The sequence below is a fragment of the Synechococcus sp. WC10meta genome (genome assembly GCF_047461475.1).
In genome coordinates this window covers 120814-139536 of sequence record NZ_JANSHF010000005.1, presented here as the reverse complement: position 1 = coordinate 139536, position 18723 = coordinate 120814, and the positions used below count along the sequence as shown (strand labels likewise).

Sequence of the window (18723 nt, the reverse complement as noted above, 5' to 3'; positions counted from 1 at the left end):
CGCTACACCACCACCCTCTACGACTGCGACCCTCAGGCCGCGCCAAGGCCCGCTGCCTTGACGGAAGGGCTAGGGATCCCACCTCGCTGGCTTTGGCGGGAGGATCCCTTGAACTTCCGCTGGTTCTCTCCGTAGCTGAGCCTTAACTTGTGGCCCTGGGTTGGGGTCTCAGGAATCTCGCCTTCGCTGGGAGAAACTCCGGCAAGCCCCTTTCTTGTCTACTGTTGAGAAAATCAACGGAAAGTTGAGATTTCGATACTATCGTTGCTGCCTCGTCATCAGAGAAGCTAAGGTTTAGGTATCAAAGCTTTTTTAAAAACTGCTTTAGGGGCCCTGGAGAAGCGACCTCTCTGGGGCCATGATCTGCCTACGGATCGGGCACCACACCTAGGCGGACCTTCGGCCCGAGGGCGCGGCTGCCAATGTCGGAGCGGTAGTGGGCTTTGGGGAACTGCACCTGCTCCACAGCGGCATAGGCTTGGCGCAGCGCTTCTGCCAGCGTTGCCCCTTGGCCGGTAAGACAGAGGACACGCCCACCCTCGCTGAGAAGCTGCTTGCCCACCTGGCGAGTGCCGGCATGGAACACCAGGGCTCCGGTGGCGGCGGCAGCCTCTAGGCCGGCAAGGGGGATCCCTCGCTCGTAGCTGTCGGGGTAACCGGGGGCGGCCATGACCACACAGGCGGCATAGCCGGGCTTCCACCGCAGCTGAAGATTGGCCAGTCGCCCCTCGATGCAGGCCAGCAGCACCTCGTCCAGAGGGTTTTCCAAGAGGGGCAGGATAACCTGGGCTTCGGGATCCCCAAAGCGGCAGTTGTACTCCAAGACGTAGGGATCCCCATTGGGCGTAATCATCAGGCCAGCGTAGATCACCCCTTGGTAGCGAATGCCCCGCTGTTGCAGCGCCTGCAGGGTAGGATCCAGCACTTGCGCCTGGATGCGGGCCAGCAGCTTGGGGGTGACCAGGTGATCTGCCGGGGCGTGGGCCCCCATGCCGCCGGTGTTGGGTCCAGTATCGCCATCGCCAAGGCGCTTGTAGTCTTGTGCAGGCAGCAGCGGCAGGCAGATCTGGCCATCCGTCAGGGCCAGCACCGACACCTCTTGGCCGACGAGGAACTCCTCGATGAGCACCCGCTCGCCGGGCTTGGCCAGGGCCGCCTCTAGGGCCTGCACGGCTTCTTCTCGACTGTGGGCAACGGTCACTCCCTTGCCGGCGGCCAGCCCATCTTTTTTGATCACGACAGGATAGCTATGTTCGCCTGACGGAGTCCTTGAATCCAGGTAGGCCAGCGCCTCAGACAAGTCGGCAAAGCCCACAGCCGGAGCCGTAGGGATCCCTGCTTCCTGCATCAGTTGCTTAGCCCAGAGCTTGCTTCCCTCCAGTTGGGCGGCGGCGCGACTGGGGCCAAAAATGGGGAGCCCCGCTGCCTGAAAGGCGTCCACAATTCCCTCCACCAAGGGCAGCTCCGGCCCCACCACCGTCAGGCGGATCCCTTGCACGGTAGCAAACCGCACCAGTCCCTCGATGTCTGTGGCGGCCAAAGCCACCGGTTGACAGCGATCCATCTGCTGGGCGCCGCCGTTGCCAGGAGCCCAGTAGACTCGAGTCACCTGAGGGGACTGCAATAGCTTCCAGACCAAAGCGTGCTCCCGTCCCCCAGAGCCAATGACCAAGACTTGCATGGCGCTATCCCACTGTTTGGGGGTTTCCCCGATCGCGTCAGCGGGACGTAGTCCTTACATTCCCCATTAGACCATGTTCCCGTAGCTCTTCCGTTCGCGTCAGCGGGACGTAGTCCTTATTCAACAGCAGCGGATCCCAGGTGCATGTCCCAACAGCCGCAGCGCCAGCAGGACAATGGCCAGGGCCCTCAGGGCTAACATAACCCTTTAAGCAGACAGCGCCCCTTCTACAAGATCGCTGTAGGGGCGAGGGAAGATGAGCCAAACCTGGCCTTGGGTTTCCACTAAGGCGCGCACCAGCGGCGAGAGCTGGGCAATTTCTACGTAGCCGTCCTCGGTTTTGAGTTGGATCCCTTGGTCGTAGAAGCTGTAGCCCTGGACGTGGGCGGAGCGAATTCCCAAGTAGCTTTCTGGATCCAAGCCATCTCGCTGCATCTTCTGGCTCAGAGTTGCCACCAGCTCTTGGCGTCGCTCTTCTGGCAAGCGGGTGATGTTGCGGGCTTTGAACAGATCCCGCTCCAGGTAGCGCCGCGCCAAATCGGCCAAGATGGGATCCCTCCCCGACATGGCCCAAAAGCGAAAAGGGTAGCTGAACATCACATCGTCAGCGGCCAAATAGAGGGGCAGAGGCAACTCGAAGGGATCTCCCTTTTGCGTCGCCAGCGCGGCCCAGCACCAGGCGCTCAAGATGGGATCCAACTCGATCTCCCCCTTTTGCAAGAGCACCTGCGCCCGCTTGAAGAGGCGATCCAAAATAAAGCGGGCACACAGGCTCTTGGGGTGCTGGTACACCTGGGTGTACATGAAATAGCGCACCACCAGATAGTGCTCGATGGCTCCTAGGCCTTTGCGAGCAGGAATGCAAAGGGATCCCGTCTCCGGGTCGTAGTCCAACACCGTGAGGATGCGATCCAGATCCAGGTGGCCGTATTGGGCGCCCGTAAGCAGGCTGTCCCGCATCAAGTAGTCGAAGCGGTCACAGTCCAGTTGGCTGGCAATAAGCTGCCCCACCAGCGGCAGGGGGAATTGTTTCTGCCACACCTGCTCCAGTTGGGCCGGCAGCTGCGGGTCGAACTCCGCCACCAGGGTGGCTATCTGGGGATCCTCCCGCACGATGCGCGCCGTCCAGATCTCGTGGCGGCAGCCGAAGATCTCCTCGCCCGCATGGCTAAAGGGGGCGTGGCCAATGTCGTGCAGCAGAGCGGCAACCAGGGTGACGGCGCGGTAGGGGCGCAGCTCTGGGTGGCGGCGGGCCAACCTGTCAAACAGCCGCCGCGTAACCTGCAGCACTCCCACCGAGTGGGTAAAGCGAGATCCCTCGGCGCCGTGAAAGGTAAAAAAAGCCGTGTCCAACTGGCGGATGCGACGTAGGCGCTGGAAGGCCGGCGTGTCGATAAGACGAATCAGCAAGGCCTCGACCGGATCCCCGCCATCTAGGCTAATGGCGCCGTGCAGGGGATCGTGGTAGGTGCGGGACTTGCAAAAACGCAGCGCCATACTCCCACCATACTCGCTGGCTGGCGGATCTTTGGTTAGCTTGGCTGGGGGGCTTCCCCACCTCTGCAGCAAAGCTACCCTATGGGCTCCTCTTTGCAACTGGCTACGCAAGCGCCCTCGCCCCAAGACCCCAGAACCGGTGGGTTGCTGCTTTCTATGGCCATCTGGACGCTGGGTTGGGGGCTGACCGCTTGTTCTCCCCCTGCTGTTGTCGTGCCCAGCTCGACCCCCCTCACCCGCTATGTGGCTTTGGGAGCCAGCGATGCCGTTGGCTTTAACGCCTCCATCTCCTGCGATGGCCCGGCCAACGCCGCCGGCACCCGCCCGCAGCGCTCGGAGCCCCTGGATTGTCCCAACGGGACGGGGTATGTCCCGCGCCTAGCCCGCCTCCTGCCGGGGCGGGTGGAGCTCATCAACTTGGGCCGCTCGGGAGCGGTGCTCAGCCCGGCCATGCAAGCTCTAGGGGCGGGGATCCCCGCCAACGTGCTCCAGGAGCAAGTGCCGCGCATCCCCCCCGACGCCACTTTGATTACTATCTGGGTAGGCGGCAACGACACCAACGCTATTGTCTTGGCAGCAGCCCAACGCGCCCTGCAGGGCGAGGATCCCTTAGCCTTTATTGAACGCCAGATCCAACAGTTTGCTGCCGACTACCAAACTCTGCTCCAGGCGGTGCGGGCTCGCGCCCCCCAAGCTCGCCTGGCAGTGGCCAACCTGCCCAACTTTGCCCTGATTCCCCTAGGCCAGCAGCAGCCCAGCGGCCTGCGGCAACTTTTGGCTCTAGTCTCCGTCAGCCTTAGCCAACGGGCCATCAACCCCCTGAGCCAACAGGGGATCCCCGTAGTGGACTTGCTCTGCGATCCCCGCTCCTACCGCCGCGAGTCTTTCTTCCCCGGCCCGCTGGCGGATGGCTTTCACCCCAACGACCGGGGATATGCCGATCTGGCGGAGGCCTTCTTGAGGATCCTAAAGCAGCCCGTCCCGCCCCAAAACCGCTGCCCGCCCTTTAGCGAGGTGGGATCCCTTTCTCCAGAGGCAAAGGCAGAGCTCTCCCCTAGAGGCTTGCTGCGGCCCAGTCCAGGAGAGAAGCTCTGAAGAGCCAGCCACCCAGTCTTACGAAGCCGCCACCGCCGCTGAGGAGCGCCGCCGCCGTCCTAGGGCCAGCCGTTCCTGGTCGAGCTGGTCTTCCCCAACCGGCAGGGAGGTTACTGGCACAGACTCCTCTTCGGGCGACTGCACAAAGACCAACACTGTCGGCTTGCCGGGCAGTTGTTCCCGCACAAAGCGGCGCACCACTTGCTCCACCTCCGCCTTAAGGCCGGCCCAGTCAACCTCAAGGCTCCCCCGCTCCAGCGATCGGGCAAAGCGCGGCCAAGCTTGCTGGAGGGTGTCCTCTACCAGGGGTTTTAGGTCGGATCCCTTAAAGTTGCCCTCTCCCGCCAAGCCCAAGTGCTGCACCTGAGGCGTACAGAGCAGCCTGCCCCTGCCATCTAGGCTGATGACCACCGTCACTACCCCATCTCTGGCCATTTGCTGCCGTTCTTGCAGGATCTCGTCCATCAGCACCCCATCGTGGGAAGCGGTGATCATCTGCACCCCCGCCGGCACCCTGCCGACAACAGCGATGCGCTCCTGGTTAACCTCCACCACATCGCCGTTGTTGATGATCACGATGTTTTCCCGCGGGATCCCCATGCTCATTGCTGTTTCGGCGTGCTTGACCAGCATGCGGTATTCCCCGTGGGTAGGGACGAAGAACTTGGGGCGCGTGAGGGCAATCATCAGTTTCTGGTCTTCCTGGCAGCCGTGGCCAGAGACATGCAGCCCCTTGTCTTTGCCGTAGATAACATTGGCCCCCAGCTCCATCAGCTTGTCGATGACTCGCGTTACCGCCAGCGTGTTGCCGGGAATGGGGTTGGCCGACCAAATCACGGTATCTCCTGGCTTGATCTGCAACTGCGGGTGCTCACCATTGGCAATGCGGGTCAGCGCGGCTAGAGGCTCGCCTTGGGAGCCAGTGGTGAGGATGATGACCTTGTCATCCGGCAGGCTGTTGATGACATGCATGGGCTGCAGCGTTTCGTCTTTGCAGCGGATGTAACCTAGACGCCGCGCATGGGCCACTACGTTTAACATCGAGCGACCCAGCAGAGACACCACCCGGCCTTGCTGCTCGGCAATCTGCAACACCAAATTGAGGCGATGCACCGAAGAAGCAAAGGTGGTGATAATCACCCGTCCTTTGGCTTCCGCAATGGCTTTGGTAAGGCCCGGCACTACTGCGGCTTCAGAGGGAGTAAAGCCGGGTACCTCAGCGTTGGTGGAGTCGCTAATTAGACAAAGCACGCCCTTTTCCCCATGCTCGGCCAGCCGATGGAGGTCAAAGCGTTCGCCATCCACCGGCGTGTGGTCGATCTTGAAGTCGCCCGTTTGAATGACAACGCCCACCGGCGTGTGCAAGGCTATCGTAAAGCTGTCGGCGGAAGAGTGGGTATTGCGAATGAATTCGGCAAAGAAGTTCTTGCACAGGGGCACAATATCCCGCGGCCCAACTGGGCGCAATTCCGTCCGATTCAAAAGGCCCACATCGCGCAGTTTTTCCTCCAGCAGGGCCAGTGCTAAGCGCGGACCATAGATGACCGGGATGTCAAATTCCCGTAGGTGGTAAGGGATCCCGCCGATGTGATCTTCGTGGCCATGGGTAACCACCAGTGCCCGCAGCTTGTCCCGGTTTTGCTTGATATAGGTCATGTCTGGCAGCACGATGTTGACCCCATGCATCGTCTCATCGGGGAAAGCCAGGCCAGCATCCACCAGGATGATGTCGTCTTCGTAGCGGAAGACCCAGGTGTTTTTGCCGATCTCCCGCTCCCCGCCTAACGGGATCATCTGCAAAGAGGAAGTGGGCCGGGCTGGAGCAGCTGCTGACCGAGAGGCAACTGAAGTCCGTGGTGTTCGCATAGACGCTGTGGATCCTCTAGATGTAACGATTTGTAACAATCAAGCCAACCAAAACCCCTCCAGACAAACCCCGCTAGCCAAGTCAGCGGTGCTAGCTGAATTTGGCTACTAGAACCTGTCCATTTTCCAGTCGGGAAAATGCCACGAAAGACCCCTCCGAAAGCCCCCTAGTTAGACAGAGTCATGAAGCTTTTGCTGCTTTTTGTTCAGATCCCTGCGCCTCATCCAGTAGTCCCATCCCTTGCAGCACTTGTCGCAAAACCTGTAGAGAGCTGGCCTGCAGAGGCGCTAGCGGAGGGCGCACCCGACCTACTTGCCAACCCTGCATCTCTAGCGCCGCCTTGATAGGAACGGGGTTGGTCTCGATGAACAAAACCTTAAACAGCGGAAGCAGGCAGAGATGGTGAGCCAGGGCTTGTTCGGGCTGTCCTCTGTGGTAGCTCTGGATCAACTCCTGAAGCTGTAGCCCAACCAAATGGCTAGCTACGCTGACTACTCCTCTCCCCCCCAAAGACAAAATCGGCAAGGTCAGCGAGTCATCTCCTGAGTAGATGCTAAAGCGGGAGGGGGTAAGCCGCCGAATTTCAGAAACTACGTCCATGATACCACTAGCTTCCTTGATGGCGACAATCGTCTCCATCTCCGCCAATTGCGCCACCGTTTCCGGCTGTAGGCTTACCCCCGTGCGGCTGGGGATGTTGTAGAGCATGATGGGCAAGTCGCTGGCTTGGGCAATGGCCTTGAAGTGCTCGTAGAGCCCCGCCTGGGTGGGCTTGTTGTAGTAGGGCACCACTTGGAGAGAGCCATCCAGGCCCAACTGAGCCGCTTTTTTGGTGGCTTCGATGGCCTCGCGGGTGGAGTTGGAGCCCGTGCCAGCGATGACCTTGGCTCGGCCAGCCACGGCATCTCGCACCACCCGAAACAGCTCGTACTCTTCTTGCCAGCTCAGGGTGGGAGACTCGCCAGTGGTGCCGCAGACCACCAAGCCATCGCTGCCGTGGGTTACCAAGTAATCGGCCAAGCGAGCGGCTTCTTCGTAGTTGATCTCCCCCTCAGGCGTAAAGGGAGTCACCATTGCCGTCAGCACGCGCCCGAAGTCCACCGCTTGCCTCTCCCCCTCAACCACACCGCTTGCTATTGGCTACTTCGAGGTTCCCCAAAGGGGCTGGGGGCATCCAGCTCCAATCATCCCTTTATCATACCTGCCTTCGGGAGAGGGATCTTGCTGAGGCCCTAGGCTGGATAAGCTGGATGAGAGAAGGCGATTTTGTCCTCGGTTTTCTGGTAGCAGCTCTTCTCGAGGATCCCCATGGACGTCCTAGCTGCCCTCAAAGAGCGGATCTCCGCCGACAAGTTTGATCCCAGCCGCCGCCTGTCGGAGGCGGAGATCCAGGAGCTGGTTGCCTATGCTACGGAAGCTCCCTCCTCCTTTAACATCCAGCACTGGCGGTTCGTAGCCGTCACCGATCCTGCAGACCAAGAGCGCCTCAAAGCCCTGGCCTACAACCAACAGAAGGTGGCGGACGCGGCAGTGGTGTTCATCGTCCTGGGGGATCTGCGGGGGTATGAGAAGCTGCCTGAAATTGTCCAAAGAGCCGTCGCTGCGGGCCTCCTATCCCCGGAAGGGGCGGAAAGCTGGGTGAACATGGCCCAAGCCACCTACGCCAACAACCCCACTTTGGCGCGGGATGAGGCGATTCGCTCCGGGGCCCTGGCAGCCATGGCTTTGATGCTGGCGGCGCAGGCAAAGGGCTTGGCAAGCGGGCCGATGATTGGCTTTGACCCAGAAGGGGTAAAGCGGGAGTTCGGCATTGCCGACCGCTACGTGCCGGTGATGCTGCTGGCGGTGGGCTACCCTGCACCGGGCAACCTGCCGCGCAAGCCCCGCCTAGGGGTAGACGAGGTGCTGGCTTTTGGGCGAGGGCGGGAGTTTTAGGAAGCCAGAAAGTTGACCAACTTTTGCAGGCGATCCCAGGCGGCGCCGCTGGCAAGGATCTCCCGCGCTCGGTCAATTCCAGCTCTCAAGTCAGCCACAGCTCCCGCCACCTGAAGCGCCAGCGCTGCATTGAGGGCCACCACATCCCGCTGGGCAAGATCGCCGCCTCCCTGGAGGACACGGGTGAGGATGGCAGCATTTTCCATCAAGTCCCCTCCCTGGAGAGCCTGGACGGGTGCGGCCGTGAGATCGTAATCCCGCGGGTTCAAGACCTCTAGGTGTAGGGATCCCTGGGAGAGAACGCCCAGATCCGTGGGCTGAGCGAGGCCAGCTTCGTCAAGGCCTTCCCGGCTGTGGAGTACGATGGCTTCTTCCCGCCCCAGCAGGCGCAGGGCCTCGGCCACCACCGGCACCAGCTCCGGCGCGTAAACCCCGATAACCTGCCGGTTGGGGTAGAAAGGATTGACCAGGGGCCCCAGCAGGTTGAAAACGGTGCGCACCTTGAGAGCCCGTCGGTAGGGAGCTACCGCCCGCATAGCTGGGTGCCAGTGGGGGGCAAAGAGAAAGGTGATGCCCACTTCGGTAACCGCGGCTCGTACCTGCTCTGGCTTGGCGTTGAGGTTCACCCCCAGGGCCTCCAGCACGTCTGCCGAGCCCACCTTGCCAGAGGCCGAACGGTTGCCGTGTTTTGCCACCGGGATCCCGGCAGCGCTGACCACAAAGGCCACGGCGGTGGAAATGTTGAAAGTGCCAGCCCCGTCCCCGCCGGTGCCGCAGGTATCCACCAAGAGGGGCAGATCCAGCGGCGATCCCAGAGAAGCCCGTTGCAGCACCCGCGCCATGCCGGCCAGCTCGCTGGCGCTCACCCCCTTGGCTTGGAGAGCTGCTAGGATTGCCCCCGACACCACCTCCGGCACTTGGTTGGTGAGCCAGCCATTCATCAACTCTTCTGCCTGGGCCTCGCTAAGGGATTGCCGCTCCAGCAGTTGGCCTAGAAGCTGGGGCCAAAGGTCAGCCGTTGCCGTCATGGCTACTAGGGACGAGTCTCGAGAAAGCCTTCACCCTAGTATGCCCTGTTTGGGCTGCTGCGATCCCGCAGCCAAGGGATCCGGGACAGAGGCAGCTGCCGCCAGAGCCCTTCGCTCCCCTTGGGATCTAACCAGCGCCAGGCCAACAAGCCCGCCGCCGAGAAAAAGGCCAAGACCCACACCAGCGCCAGGGCCTTTTGTACCCCTGCTGGGGTCAAGCCAAGCGGAGATCCCCGGGATCCCTGGCTGACTGGAGAAGGCGGTCGGGCCGAAGGACGAGAAGAGAGCGGCGTGGCGGGAAGGGGAGGCCGCGGCAGCCGTCCCAAAGCCCTGGCCACTGCCTGAGGTGTACCCAGCGGTTGAGCTCGGCTAGAGAGATGGCGCAGAGGTTGGAGACCCTCAGTTCCTGGATCCGCCCTACCAAGGGCCGATCGTTGCTCACCACCACCACTAGGGATCCTAGCTGCTGCTGGGCCAGGGCGTAGGCGCACTCGGCAATGGCCTGCTCCAGGCGAGCTTTTAGGGAGTGGCCGCTGGCGTTGACCTCCTCGACCCAGGCGCGGGCTGCTGAGACGGCAAGCCCCGAGCTGGGCTGGTGGCGCAAAAAGGCGCGCGCCGTCGACTCTTCCTGAGGCTCAATGGCTTCTCGGGCCAGGCGCTCCAGCTCAGCCAGCACCGCCTGAGGCAGCACACACCCCGAAGCGGGCCCATTCCTGCCACCGAGCCGGTCGCCCGGCCAGAATTGCGGAGCTATCGAAAACAAGAAGGGGTGAGATCTCGGCCATGGGGTGCGCCTTCTAGGAGGGAGGCTTCGGGGAGAGGGATCCCTCGGCCAAGCAGAGGCGGATGGCCAGAGGATAGAGGCGATGTTCCTGGGCCTGGATGCGCCGGTAGAGCGACTCCACGGTATCTTCCGGCAGGACCGGCACCGCCGCCTGGGCCACGATGGGGCCGCTGTCCATTTCCAACGTAACCCGGTGGACGGTGCAGCCGGCGATTTTTACGCCGCACGCCAGCGCCTGCTCCACAGCCCGTAGGCCCTTGAAGCTGGGCAAGAGACTGGGGTGAAGGTTTAAAACCCGCTCCGGATAGGCAGACAGCAACACCTGAGTCACCAAGCGCATCCAGCCGGCCATGATCACCCACTCCACCTGATGCTGTTGCAGCACCTCCACGATGGCGGCATCTAGCGCCTCCCGGCTGGGATAGTCGCGGTGGTTAAGGAGGACACAGGGGATCCCTCGGCGCTCCGCCCGCTGCCGCACATAGGCCTCAGGATTGTTGGTGATCACAACAGCGATGTGGGCTGGCAGCTCGCCGGCCTCGATGGCCTGGGCAATGGCCTCAAAATTGCTGCCGTTGCCGGAAGCCAAAACACCCAGGATCCCGGGCCGAGGAGGAGCTGGGATCTCACCAGGATCGGGCCAGAGGAGGCTGGGCAAGTTCATCTCAAGGCTTTCCAACAGCAACCCTTTCTGAGGCCCCTTGCCCAAGGTACACCATCTTACCGCCCAAGCTGGGCCCGCCTCTTAAAATAGGAGGCTGACCTTGCCACCCTAGGGATCCCATGCCGCGCCGTACCGACATTCACAAGATCTTGCTCATCGGAGCAGGGCCTATTGTCATTGGCCAAGCCTGCGAGTTCGACTACTCGGGCACCCAAGCCTGCAAGGCTCTGCGAGAGGAGGGCTACGAGGTCATCCTGGTCAACTCCAACCCGGCCACCATCATGACGGATCCCACTATGGCGGATCGCGTCTACATCGAGCCGGTGACGGCAGACTTTGTGGCCCAGATCATCGAGCGGGAGCGCCCTGATGCCCTCCTTCCCACCATGGGGGGACAGACAGCTCTCAATGTAGCGATGGAGCTAGCCCGGCGCGGGATCCTGGATCAGTACGGGGTGGAGCTAATTGGGGCCAAGCGCGAGGCCATTGAAAAAGCCGAAGACCGGGAGCTGTTTAAGCAGGCGATGCAGCGAATTGGCCTGGCCGTCCCCCGCTCAGGGTTGGCCCGCAGCCTAGAAGAAGCCAAACAGATTGCTCAAGAAATTGGCTACCCCCTCATCATCCGTCCCGCCTACACCTTGGGAGGTACAGGTGGCGGCGTGGCCTACAACCAAGAGGAACTGGAGGAAATCTGCGCTGCCGGCCTAGAGGCCAGCCCAATCTCCCAGATCCTGGTGGAGGAGTCGATCATCGGCTGGAAGGAGTTTGAGCTGGAGGTGATGCGGGATCTGGCGGACAACGTGGTCATCATCTGCTCGATTGAAAACATCGACCCCATGGGGGTTCACACCGGCGACTCCATCACCGTGGCCCCGGCGCAGACCCTCACCGACAAGGAGTACCAGCGGCTGCGCGACTACGCCATCGCCATCATGCGCGAGATTGGGGTGGAAACGGGGGGATCCAACGTGCAGTTTGCCGTCAACCCCGCCAATGGCGAAGTGCGGGTTATCGAGATGAACCCGCGGGTCTCCCGCTCCTCTGCCTTGGCCAGCAAGGCCACCGGCTTTCCCATTGCCAAGATTGCCGCCAAGCTGGCTGTGGGCTACACGCTGCCGGAGCTTCCCAATGACATTACCCGCAAAACCCCTGCCAGCTTTGAGCCCACCATTGACTATGTCGTCACCAAAATCCCCCGCTTTGCCTTTGAAAAGTTTCCTGGGGCGGAGCCCGTTTTGACAACCCAGATGAAGTCGGTGGGGGAGGTGATGGCCATTGGCCGCACCTTCCAGGAGTCCATCCAGAAGGCATTGCGGTCTTTGGAGATCGACCGCCCTGGCTTTGGGAGCGACAGGCCGGAAGTCTTCCCAACGCCAGAGGAAGTGCGGGCCAACCTGCGCACCCCCAACCCCTTCCGCCTGTTGACCATCCGCACCGCCCTGCTCATGGGTTTCTCGGTCCAGGAAATTGCCCAGCTTACCCACATCGATCCCTGGTTTATCGACAAGCTGAAGGAGTTGGTGGAGGTGGAGCAAGCCCTTAAAGGGCGGGAGTTGGGATCCCTAACGGCCGAAGACCTGCGCCATCTCAAGCAAATGGGCTTTAGCGACCGACAAATTGCCCACCTGACCGGCTCCGCGGAAGCCCAGGTACGAGACCGCCGTAAGGCCCTGGGGGTGATCCCCACCTACAAAACCGTGGACACCTGCGCTGCCGAGTTCGAGGCGGCCACCCCTTACCAGTACTCCACCTACGAGAGCGAATCCGAGACCTTCCCTACCGCTAAGCCAAAGGTGATGATCCTGGGGGGCGGTCCCAACCGCATCGGCCAGGGGATTGAGTTCGACTACTGCTGCTGTCATGCCGTCTTTGCCCTCAGACGCCTTGGGTATGAGACCATCATGGTCAACTCCAACCCCGAGACCGTTTCCACCGACTACGACACCGCTGATCGCCTCTACTTTGAGCCCCTGACCTACGAAGAGGTGATGAACCTCGTCGAGGCCGAGCAGCCGCTAGGTCTAATCCTGCAGTTTGGCGGCCAGACCCCCCTGAAGCTGGCCCAGGGGCTAGCCGCAGCCCAAGCGCCTATCTGGGGTACTGCTCCTGACTCCATCGACATAGCCGAAGATCGCGGCCGGTTTGGGCGCCTGCTCGAGGAATTGGGGATCCGCCAGCCAGCCCACGGCCTTGCCCGCAGCGTGGAGGAGAGCCTGGAGATTGCCCGGCGCATTGGCTACCCCGTGGTGGTACGGCCCAGCTATGTGCTGGGGGGGCGGGCCATGGAGATTGTCTATTCGGATCAAGATCTGCGGCGCTACATGCAGCTAGCGGTGGCGGTGGATCCCAACCGTCCCGTGCTGGTGGATCAGTTCTTGGAGGATGCCGTGGAGGTAGATGTGGACGCCATCGCCGACCACACCGGGGCTGTAACCATCGGCGGCATCCTGGAGCACATTGAGCAAGCCGGGATCCACTCGGGCGACTCCGCCTGTGTCTTGCCCAGCCGCACTCTCAGCCCTGCTGTGCTGCAGGTGATCCGCGACTGGACGGTGAAGTTGGCCCAAGCTCTCAAGGTGGTGGGGCTCATTAACGTCCAATACGCCGTCCAGAAAGAGCAGGTTTACGTTCTGGAAGCCAACCCGCGCGCTTCCCGCACCGTGCCGTTTGTCAGCAAAGCCATTGGCCACCCCCTGGCCGCCTACGCTGCCCAGGTGATGAGCGGCAAAACCCTGGCAGAGCTGGGCTTTACCCAGGAGGTGATCCCGCCCTACGTGGCTGTTAAGGAAGTGGTGCTGCCGTTTCACAAGTTCCCCGGCACCGACACGCTGCTGGGGCCGGAGATGCGCTCTACTGGGGAGGTGATGGGCATTGACACCGACTTTGGCCGCGCCTTTGCCAAAGCGCAACTGGCTGCTGGCCAAAACCTGCCCCTAGGGGGCACCGTGTTCATCAGCGTTAGCGACCGCGACAAGCAGGCGGTGATCCCAGTGGCCCAGGAGTTGGTCAAGCTAGGCTTTCGCCTGCTGGCCACTGCCGGAACCCAAAAAGCTTTGGCCGAGCACGGGATCCCCGTCGAGAAGGTGCTCAAGCTGCACGAGGGCCGGCCCCACGTCATCGACGCCATCAAGAACGGCCAGATTCAGCTTATCGTCAACACCCCTTCTGGCGGCGAAGCCCAACAGGATGCGCAGAAGATCCGCCGCACCGCCCTGGCCTACAAGATCCCTTTGGTCACTACTCTGGCTGGAGCCAAAGCTACTGCTGCTGCCATCCGCGCTCTGCAGTCAGGATCCCTGGGGGTGAAGTCCCTGCAGGAGTTTCACGCCGAAATTGGGCGATAGGAGCCTGCCGGGGTTGCTTTTCTGAAGAAATCCTTAAGACCTCCACCTTAAGAAATCCTGAAGTTCTCGACTGCAAAAACTGGCTCTTGAGGCCTGGGAAAAGGGGTGGAATATAAACTGCAATACTAATCTGCATGTTTGTATCGATAAATCAATTTATTTCACATTTTGGCTGCAGACGTTAGGTATCCTTGGCAGTTTTCTTGAGACTGTCTAGCGTGGAAGGAGAAGAATCCTCAGGGCAAGGCTGAGTCATTTCCTGAGGTCACTTTGCTAAGAGCAAGTGGGAGAAAGCTCTCCTCAAATTTTCTAGGAGTTGGCCTATGAGTGTGGTTGTTCGGCGCTCCGCTGCCGCACGACGGCTCTGGAGCTGGGAAAGTTTTTGTCAATGGATCACTAGCACCGAAAATCGGCTTTACATCGGCTGGTTTGGCGTATTGATGATCCCGACCTTGTTGGCGGCAACCTTTTGTTTTGTGATTGCCTTCATCGCTGCGCCGCCGGTGGACGTGGACGGGATCCGCGAGCCGGTGATTGGCTCCCTGCTGGGGGGCAACAACCTCATTTCTGCGGCGGTGGTGCCCACCTCAGCCGCCATTGCCTTGCACTTCTATCCCATCTGGGAAGCTGCCTCTTTGGAGGAGTGGCTCTACAACGGCGGCCCCTACCAGCTCATCGTGTTTCACTTCCTCATCGGGGTGTGGTGCTACCTGGGCCGGCAGTGGGAGCTGAGCTACCGGCTGGGCATGCGCCCCTGGATTGCAGTGGCTTTTTCTGCGCCGGCGGCTGCCGCTACAGCGGTGCTCCTGGTCTATCCCATCGGCCAGGGCAGCTTCTCAGAGGGGCTGCCGCTAGGGATTGCCGGCACCTTCCACTTCATGCTTGCCTTCCAGGCGGAACACGACATCCTCATGCACCCGCTGCACCAACTGGCAGTGGCGGGGGTGTTTGGCGGCGCCCTGCTGGCTTCTCTCCACGGCTCCCTGGTAACCTCTAGCCTGATCCGGGAGACTTCAGAAGAGGAGTCAGCCAATGCCGGCTACCGCTTTGGCCAGCAGGAGGTCACCTACAACTTCCTGGCCGGCCACTATGCCTTCTTGGGGAGGCTGGGGATCTCCAGCCTTGGCTGGCGCAACAGCCGCTCCGTCCACTTCTGGATGGCGGCCCTGCCTACCTTGGGGATCTGGGCGGCGGCAATCGGCATCGGCCTAATGGCCTTTAACCTCAATGGCTTTAACTTCAACCAGTCCATCCTGGACAGCCAGGGCCGGTTCATCCCCACCTACGCCGATCTCCTCAACCGCGCCAACTTGGGGATCCAGGCCATGCACGCCCCCAATGCCCACCACTTCCCCCTGTTGCTGGCGGCCAAAACAGACTAGGGCCGGTCGAGTTCAAAGGCACGGTGGACAGCTTGGAGAGCCCGGATCCCCTGCTCCCGTCGCACCACGCAGCTTACCTTAATCTCTGAGGTGCCGATCATCTCAATGTTGATCCCGGCGTCGGCCAAGGCAGCAAAAAAGCGCGCCGCCACGCCGGGATACGTTTCCATGCCGGCGCCGACGATGCTGACTTTGGCAATGTCGTGGTCGGTTTCAACCCCAGCTGCCTGCAGCTCCTCGGCCACCTGACAGCACACGGCCTCAGCCGCCCTGGCCTGATCCTGAGGCACGGTAAAGGCAATGTCGTTACTGGGAAGGCCGTTGTGGTAGCTCCGCTGGCTCTGGATGATGGTGTCGACGATAACGCCAGCCTCTGCCAAGCGCCCAAACAGATGGGCAGCCGTCCCCGGCCGATCCGGCACCTTGCGCAGGCCCAGCCGCGATTGCTTCAAATCCAGGGCAACGCCCCGCACCGGGTGGTGGCGCAGAAGGGGATCCCCGCAAGGTGCTGTCTTGACTCGATGCAACTGGGGAATCACCTGAAACGCTTCCCCCAGCGCCAGGGCGGCCTCCCCAGCCCGCTCGGCCGCCACCACGCAGCTGACCTTGATCTCCGACATGGAGATCATCTGCAAGTTGATCCCAGCTTCCGCCAGCACGCGAAACATCTCGGCGGCAATGCCCGGGCGACCCATCATCCCCACCCCAGCAATGCTGACCTTGGCTACCGCCTCATCGACGAGGACTTCCCTACACCCCAGCTCCTGGCCAACCTTGCGGGCCACGGCTGCTGCCTGAGCCGCCTGGGCACGGCTGACGGTGAAGGCAATGTCGTTGGTAGGGGATCCCTCCACCGCACTGAGGTGGAGCGACTGTAGAATTAAGTCGACATTGATCCCCGCTGCAGCAATCTCCTGGAACAGTTGAGCAGCAATGCCCGGGCGATCCGGCACTCCCACCAACACCAACTTGGCCTGCTCCCCATCCAGCTCCACGGTATCGACCGCCCGCCCTAGCTCAATGCTGCTATCAGGGGAGCGGACGCGAGCAGGGGGAGAGACAATGAGGGTGCCTTCTGATCCGGCTTGCAGCGGCTCCAGGCTAGAGCGCACCCGCAGCTTGACGCCGTAGTTGCGAGCAATTTCTACCGAGCGGGGGTGCAGTACCTGCGCTCCTAGGCTGGCTAGCTCCAGCATCTCGTCGGCGGTAATCTCTGGCAACAACCTGGCCTCGGGCACCTTGCGCGGATCGGTAGTAAAGATCCCGGGCACATCGGTGTAGATCTCACACAGCTCGGCTCCCAGGGCCACTGCCAAGGCCACCGCCGTGGTGTCCGATCCCCCTCGCCCCAGGGTGGTGATCTCCAGCTCAGTTAGGCTGGTGATGCCCTGAAAGCCGGCCACCACCACCACCTCTCCCCGCTCTAGGTGTTGCCAAAGGCGGTCGGTGTGGATGTGCAGAATGCGGGCCCGCCCGTGATCCCGGGTGGTGACGATGCCCACCTGGGCCGCCGTCAAGGAGAGGGCAGGGTAGCCCAAGCGCTGCAGCGCCAACGCCAGCAGGGCAATGCTGACCTGCTCACCCGTAGACAGGAGCATGTCCCACTCCCGCCACTGGGCCGGCGTGGTCGGGGATCCCTGGAGGATCTGTTCCCCCAGTTCCACCAGGCGATCCGTTTCTTCTCCCATTGCCGAGACCACCACCACCACCCGCTTCCCCTGCTCCACCGTGTGGGCTACCCGCTGGGCTACGGCCTGGATGCGCTCGATGGAGCCGACGGAGGTGCCGCCGTACTTTTGGACAATTAAACCCGCTTGCATAGCCAGGGCTGAGCTGGTTGACGTGGTTTGGATCCTATCCCGAACTAGGCCAGGCCAAGCCAGCTTTGCAAAAAGGGTGGCACCGGCAGCAGGATCAGCACAAGCCAGCTCAGCATTGCCAGCCCCAGCAGCTCCCGCCCCTCATCCAGCTCGGTGACGTCGTTGAGGGCTGGCTCGTCGGCACTGGTGATCACAAACAAAAGCAGCGCCCACAATAACAGCCAGGGCTGCACCGTCAAAGCCAGCAGCAGCACCAGCCAGCGAGTCACTCGCCCCACATTGGCCCCCATCTGCTGGCCATAGATGGCGTGGACAATGTGGCCCCCATCCAGTTGGCCCACCGGCACCAGGTTAAAGGCAACCACCACTAGACCCAGCCAGCCGGCAAAGGCCAGGGGGTGCAGATCGATCACCTGCCCCGGCTGCAACTGATCCCCCAGCACCAGGCGCGCCAGAATGGCCAGCAGCACCGAGAGGCGCGGGTCAATGCGATGGAAGCTAATCGGGGTCGGCTGCCCCTCTGGCTCTGCCGGAGGCTCCCCAGGTGTCGAAAAGACCAGCCCCACCAGCAACATGGTCAACGCCACCAGGCTGCCCGCCAGCGGCCCGGCAACGGCGATGTCAAACAGCACCTTGCGGTTGGGCACCGGCTCTTTCAGCTCGATGAAAGCCCCGAAGGTTCCCAACACAAAAGGCACCGGGATGAAATAGGGGAGCGAGGTTTTGATGCCGTGGCGGCGGGCCACCCAGTAGCGGATCCCTTCATGGGATCCCAGAATGGCCAAGATCCCCACTGCATAAGGTAACCCTTTGAGCAGAGAGGGTAGATGCAGCAACCGGTCAGGGCTGACTCCAGAAGCTTGGGCGCCGGCAGTTAGGGTCGTCCAAAAGGTAAACAGCAGCAGCCCCAACGCCAGCAGAGGCCACTCCTTCTGACGGGTTAGGGAGCGCCGCGCCGCCGGGTTGGGCACCAGGGCAAAAAAAGGCTTGCCGGCAAACCCCTCCTGCAGCACCACCAGAAAGCGTTTGCCAAACGTGGTTTCCACATTCCGCTGTACCTGCTCGTAGGCTTCCGTGGGATCCGCCCGCAAATTGCCGCGGCAGATGATGGCCTGAGGACGGTATTCCACGCTTTGCAGATAGAAAACGTTCCAAGGAAAGCAGCGGTTGAGCTTTTCCCGCGACACCTCCGAGATGGAGATGGGAGCAGCTGCAGCACCTTCCTCCTCGCCTTCCTCTGTCTCCGGATCCCGCTCGGCCGGGGTGTTTTCCACTCCAGCCTGAGAGCCTGCTGGTGGAGGTTGGAGGCGCCCCCGACGCGCCAAAGTCATGCTGGTAAAATAGGAGGCCAAAAACAGCCCCAACATTAGCAAAGGGGGCATTTCATACTGAAACACCTGCCGCCCCAGCACCCAAAGCAGGGGGGGGATCATCATCACTAGCCACAGGATCCGCCAGGGCACCTTTGAGAGGCGGGCCACGCTTTTTTGTAGCAGCAGGTAGGTTGTCGAGCCCACCAGTGCCAACAGGATCCAATCTGCCATGAGCTCAACAGGAAAACACCTTTACCAAGCTAGCGGCAAACCCGATCGGCTTGCTAGAGCCGGCAGCAGCGATCCCTCAGGA

Annotated in this window: 13 protein-coding genes; 4 read left to right on the top strand and 9 right to left on the bottom strand. The window is 61.6% G+C overall.

The annotated features are described in order from the left end of the window. Positions 1 to 367: 367 nt before the first annotated feature. Entirely contained in the window at positions 368 to 1681 is a 1314-nt protein-coding gene (gene purD, locus NW804_RS04250) for a phosphoribosylamine--glycine ligase (RefSeq protein WP_414422937.1), read from the bottom strand. 207 nt (positions 1682 to 1888) lie between these two features. After that, positions 1889 to 3178 carry an HD domain-containing protein gene (locus tag NW804_RS04245; protein ID WP_414405891.1) on the bottom strand — a complete coding sequence of 430 codons (1290 nt, stop codon included), beginning with the start codon at positions 3176 to 3178 and terminating at the stop codon, positions 1889 to 1891. Positions 3179 to 3259: 81 nt separating this feature from the next. On the opposite strand from NW804_RS04245, the gene NW804_RS04240 reads away from it, so the two are divergent. Continuing rightward, on the top strand, positions 3260 to 4273 hold the full coding sequence (locus tag NW804_RS04240) for an SGNH/GDSL hydrolase family protein (protein WP_414422936.1): 1014 nt from the start codon (positions 3260 to 3262) through the stop codon (positions 4271 to 4273). An 18-nt stretch (positions 4274 to 4291) separates the two neighbouring features. Here the strand turns inward: NW804_RS04240 and NW804_RS04235 are convergent, their stop codons facing one another. Both NW804_RS04235 and dapA read right to left on the bottom strand, forming a co-directional pair. Beyond that, positions 4292 to 6139 carry a ribonuclease J gene (locus tag NW804_RS04235; protein ID WP_414422935.1) on the bottom strand — a complete coding sequence of 616 codons (1848 nt, stop codon included), beginning with the start codon at positions 6137 to 6139 and terminating at the stop codon, positions 4292 to 4294. 181 nt (positions 6140 to 6320) lie between these two features. Then, positions 6321 to 7241: a 4-hydroxy-tetrahydrodipicolinate synthase gene (gene dapA, locus NW804_RS04230; RefSeq protein WP_414422941.1), complete on the bottom strand. Its 921-nt coding sequence runs from the start codon at positions 7239 to 7241 to the stop codon at positions 6321 to 6323. A gap of 207 nt (positions 7242 to 7448) precedes the next feature. Between dapA and NW804_RS04225 the strand changes: the two genes are divergently transcribed. Next, positions 7449 to 8075 (top strand): nitroreductase family protein, encoded by a 627-nt coding sequence (locus tag NW804_RS04225; protein WP_414422934.1) that lies wholly within the window; start codon positions 7449 to 7451, stop codon positions 8073 to 8075. Here the strand turns inward: NW804_RS04225 and trpD are convergent. The 3 genes from trpD to purN form a co-directional block, all read right to left on the bottom strand. Next, positions 8072 to 9103 (bottom strand): anthranilate phosphoribosyltransferase, encoded by a 1032-nt coding sequence (gene trpD / locus NW804_RS04220; RefSeq protein WP_414422933.1) that lies wholly within the window; start codon positions 9101 to 9103, stop codon positions 8072 to 8074. The genes NW804_RS04225 and trpD overlap by 4 nt on opposite strands. Before the next feature lie 214 nt (positions 9104 to 9317). Continuing rightward, the gene (locus NW804_RS04215) at positions 9318 to 9794 is read right to left on the bottom strand and encodes a hypothetical protein (protein WP_414422932.1); all 477 of its coding nucleotides are present in this window, start codon (positions 9792 to 9794) and stop codon (positions 9318 to 9320) included. Positions 9795 to 9900: 106 nt separating this feature from the next. After that, positions 9901 to 10551, bottom strand: coding sequence for a phosphoribosylglycinamide formyltransferase (gene purN / locus NW804_RS04210; protein WP_414422931.1), 651 nt, complete (start codon positions 10549 to 10551; stop codon positions 9901 to 9903). Between the two features lie 119 nt (positions 10552 to 10670). Between purN and carB the strand changes: the two genes are divergently transcribed. Beyond that, on the top strand, positions 10671 to 13895 hold the full coding sequence (carB, locus tag NW804_RS04205) for a carbamoyl-phosphate synthase large subunit (protein WP_414422930.1): 3225 nt from the start codon (positions 10671 to 10673) through the stop codon (positions 13893 to 13895). 323 nt (positions 13896 to 14218) lie between these two features. Further along, complete coding sequence (gene psbA / locus NW804_RS04200; protein WP_414422929.1) at positions 14219 to 15277, top strand: photosystem II q(b) protein; 1059 nt, start codon at positions 14219 to 14221, stop codon at positions 15275 to 15277. Here the strand turns inward: psbA and NW804_RS04195 are convergent. Then, entirely contained in the window at positions 15274 to 17097 is a 1824-nt protein-coding gene (locus tag NW804_RS04195; protein WP_414422928.1) for an aspartate kinase, read from the bottom strand. The genes psbA and NW804_RS04195 overlap by 4 nt on opposite strands. A 44-nt stretch (positions 17098 to 17141) precedes the next feature. Then, complete coding sequence (locus tag NW804_RS04190; protein WP_414409796.1) at positions 17142 to 18641, bottom strand: site-2 protease family protein; 1500 nt, start codon at positions 18639 to 18641, stop codon at positions 17142 to 17144. Between the last annotated feature and the right edge of the window lie 82 nt (positions 18642 to 18723).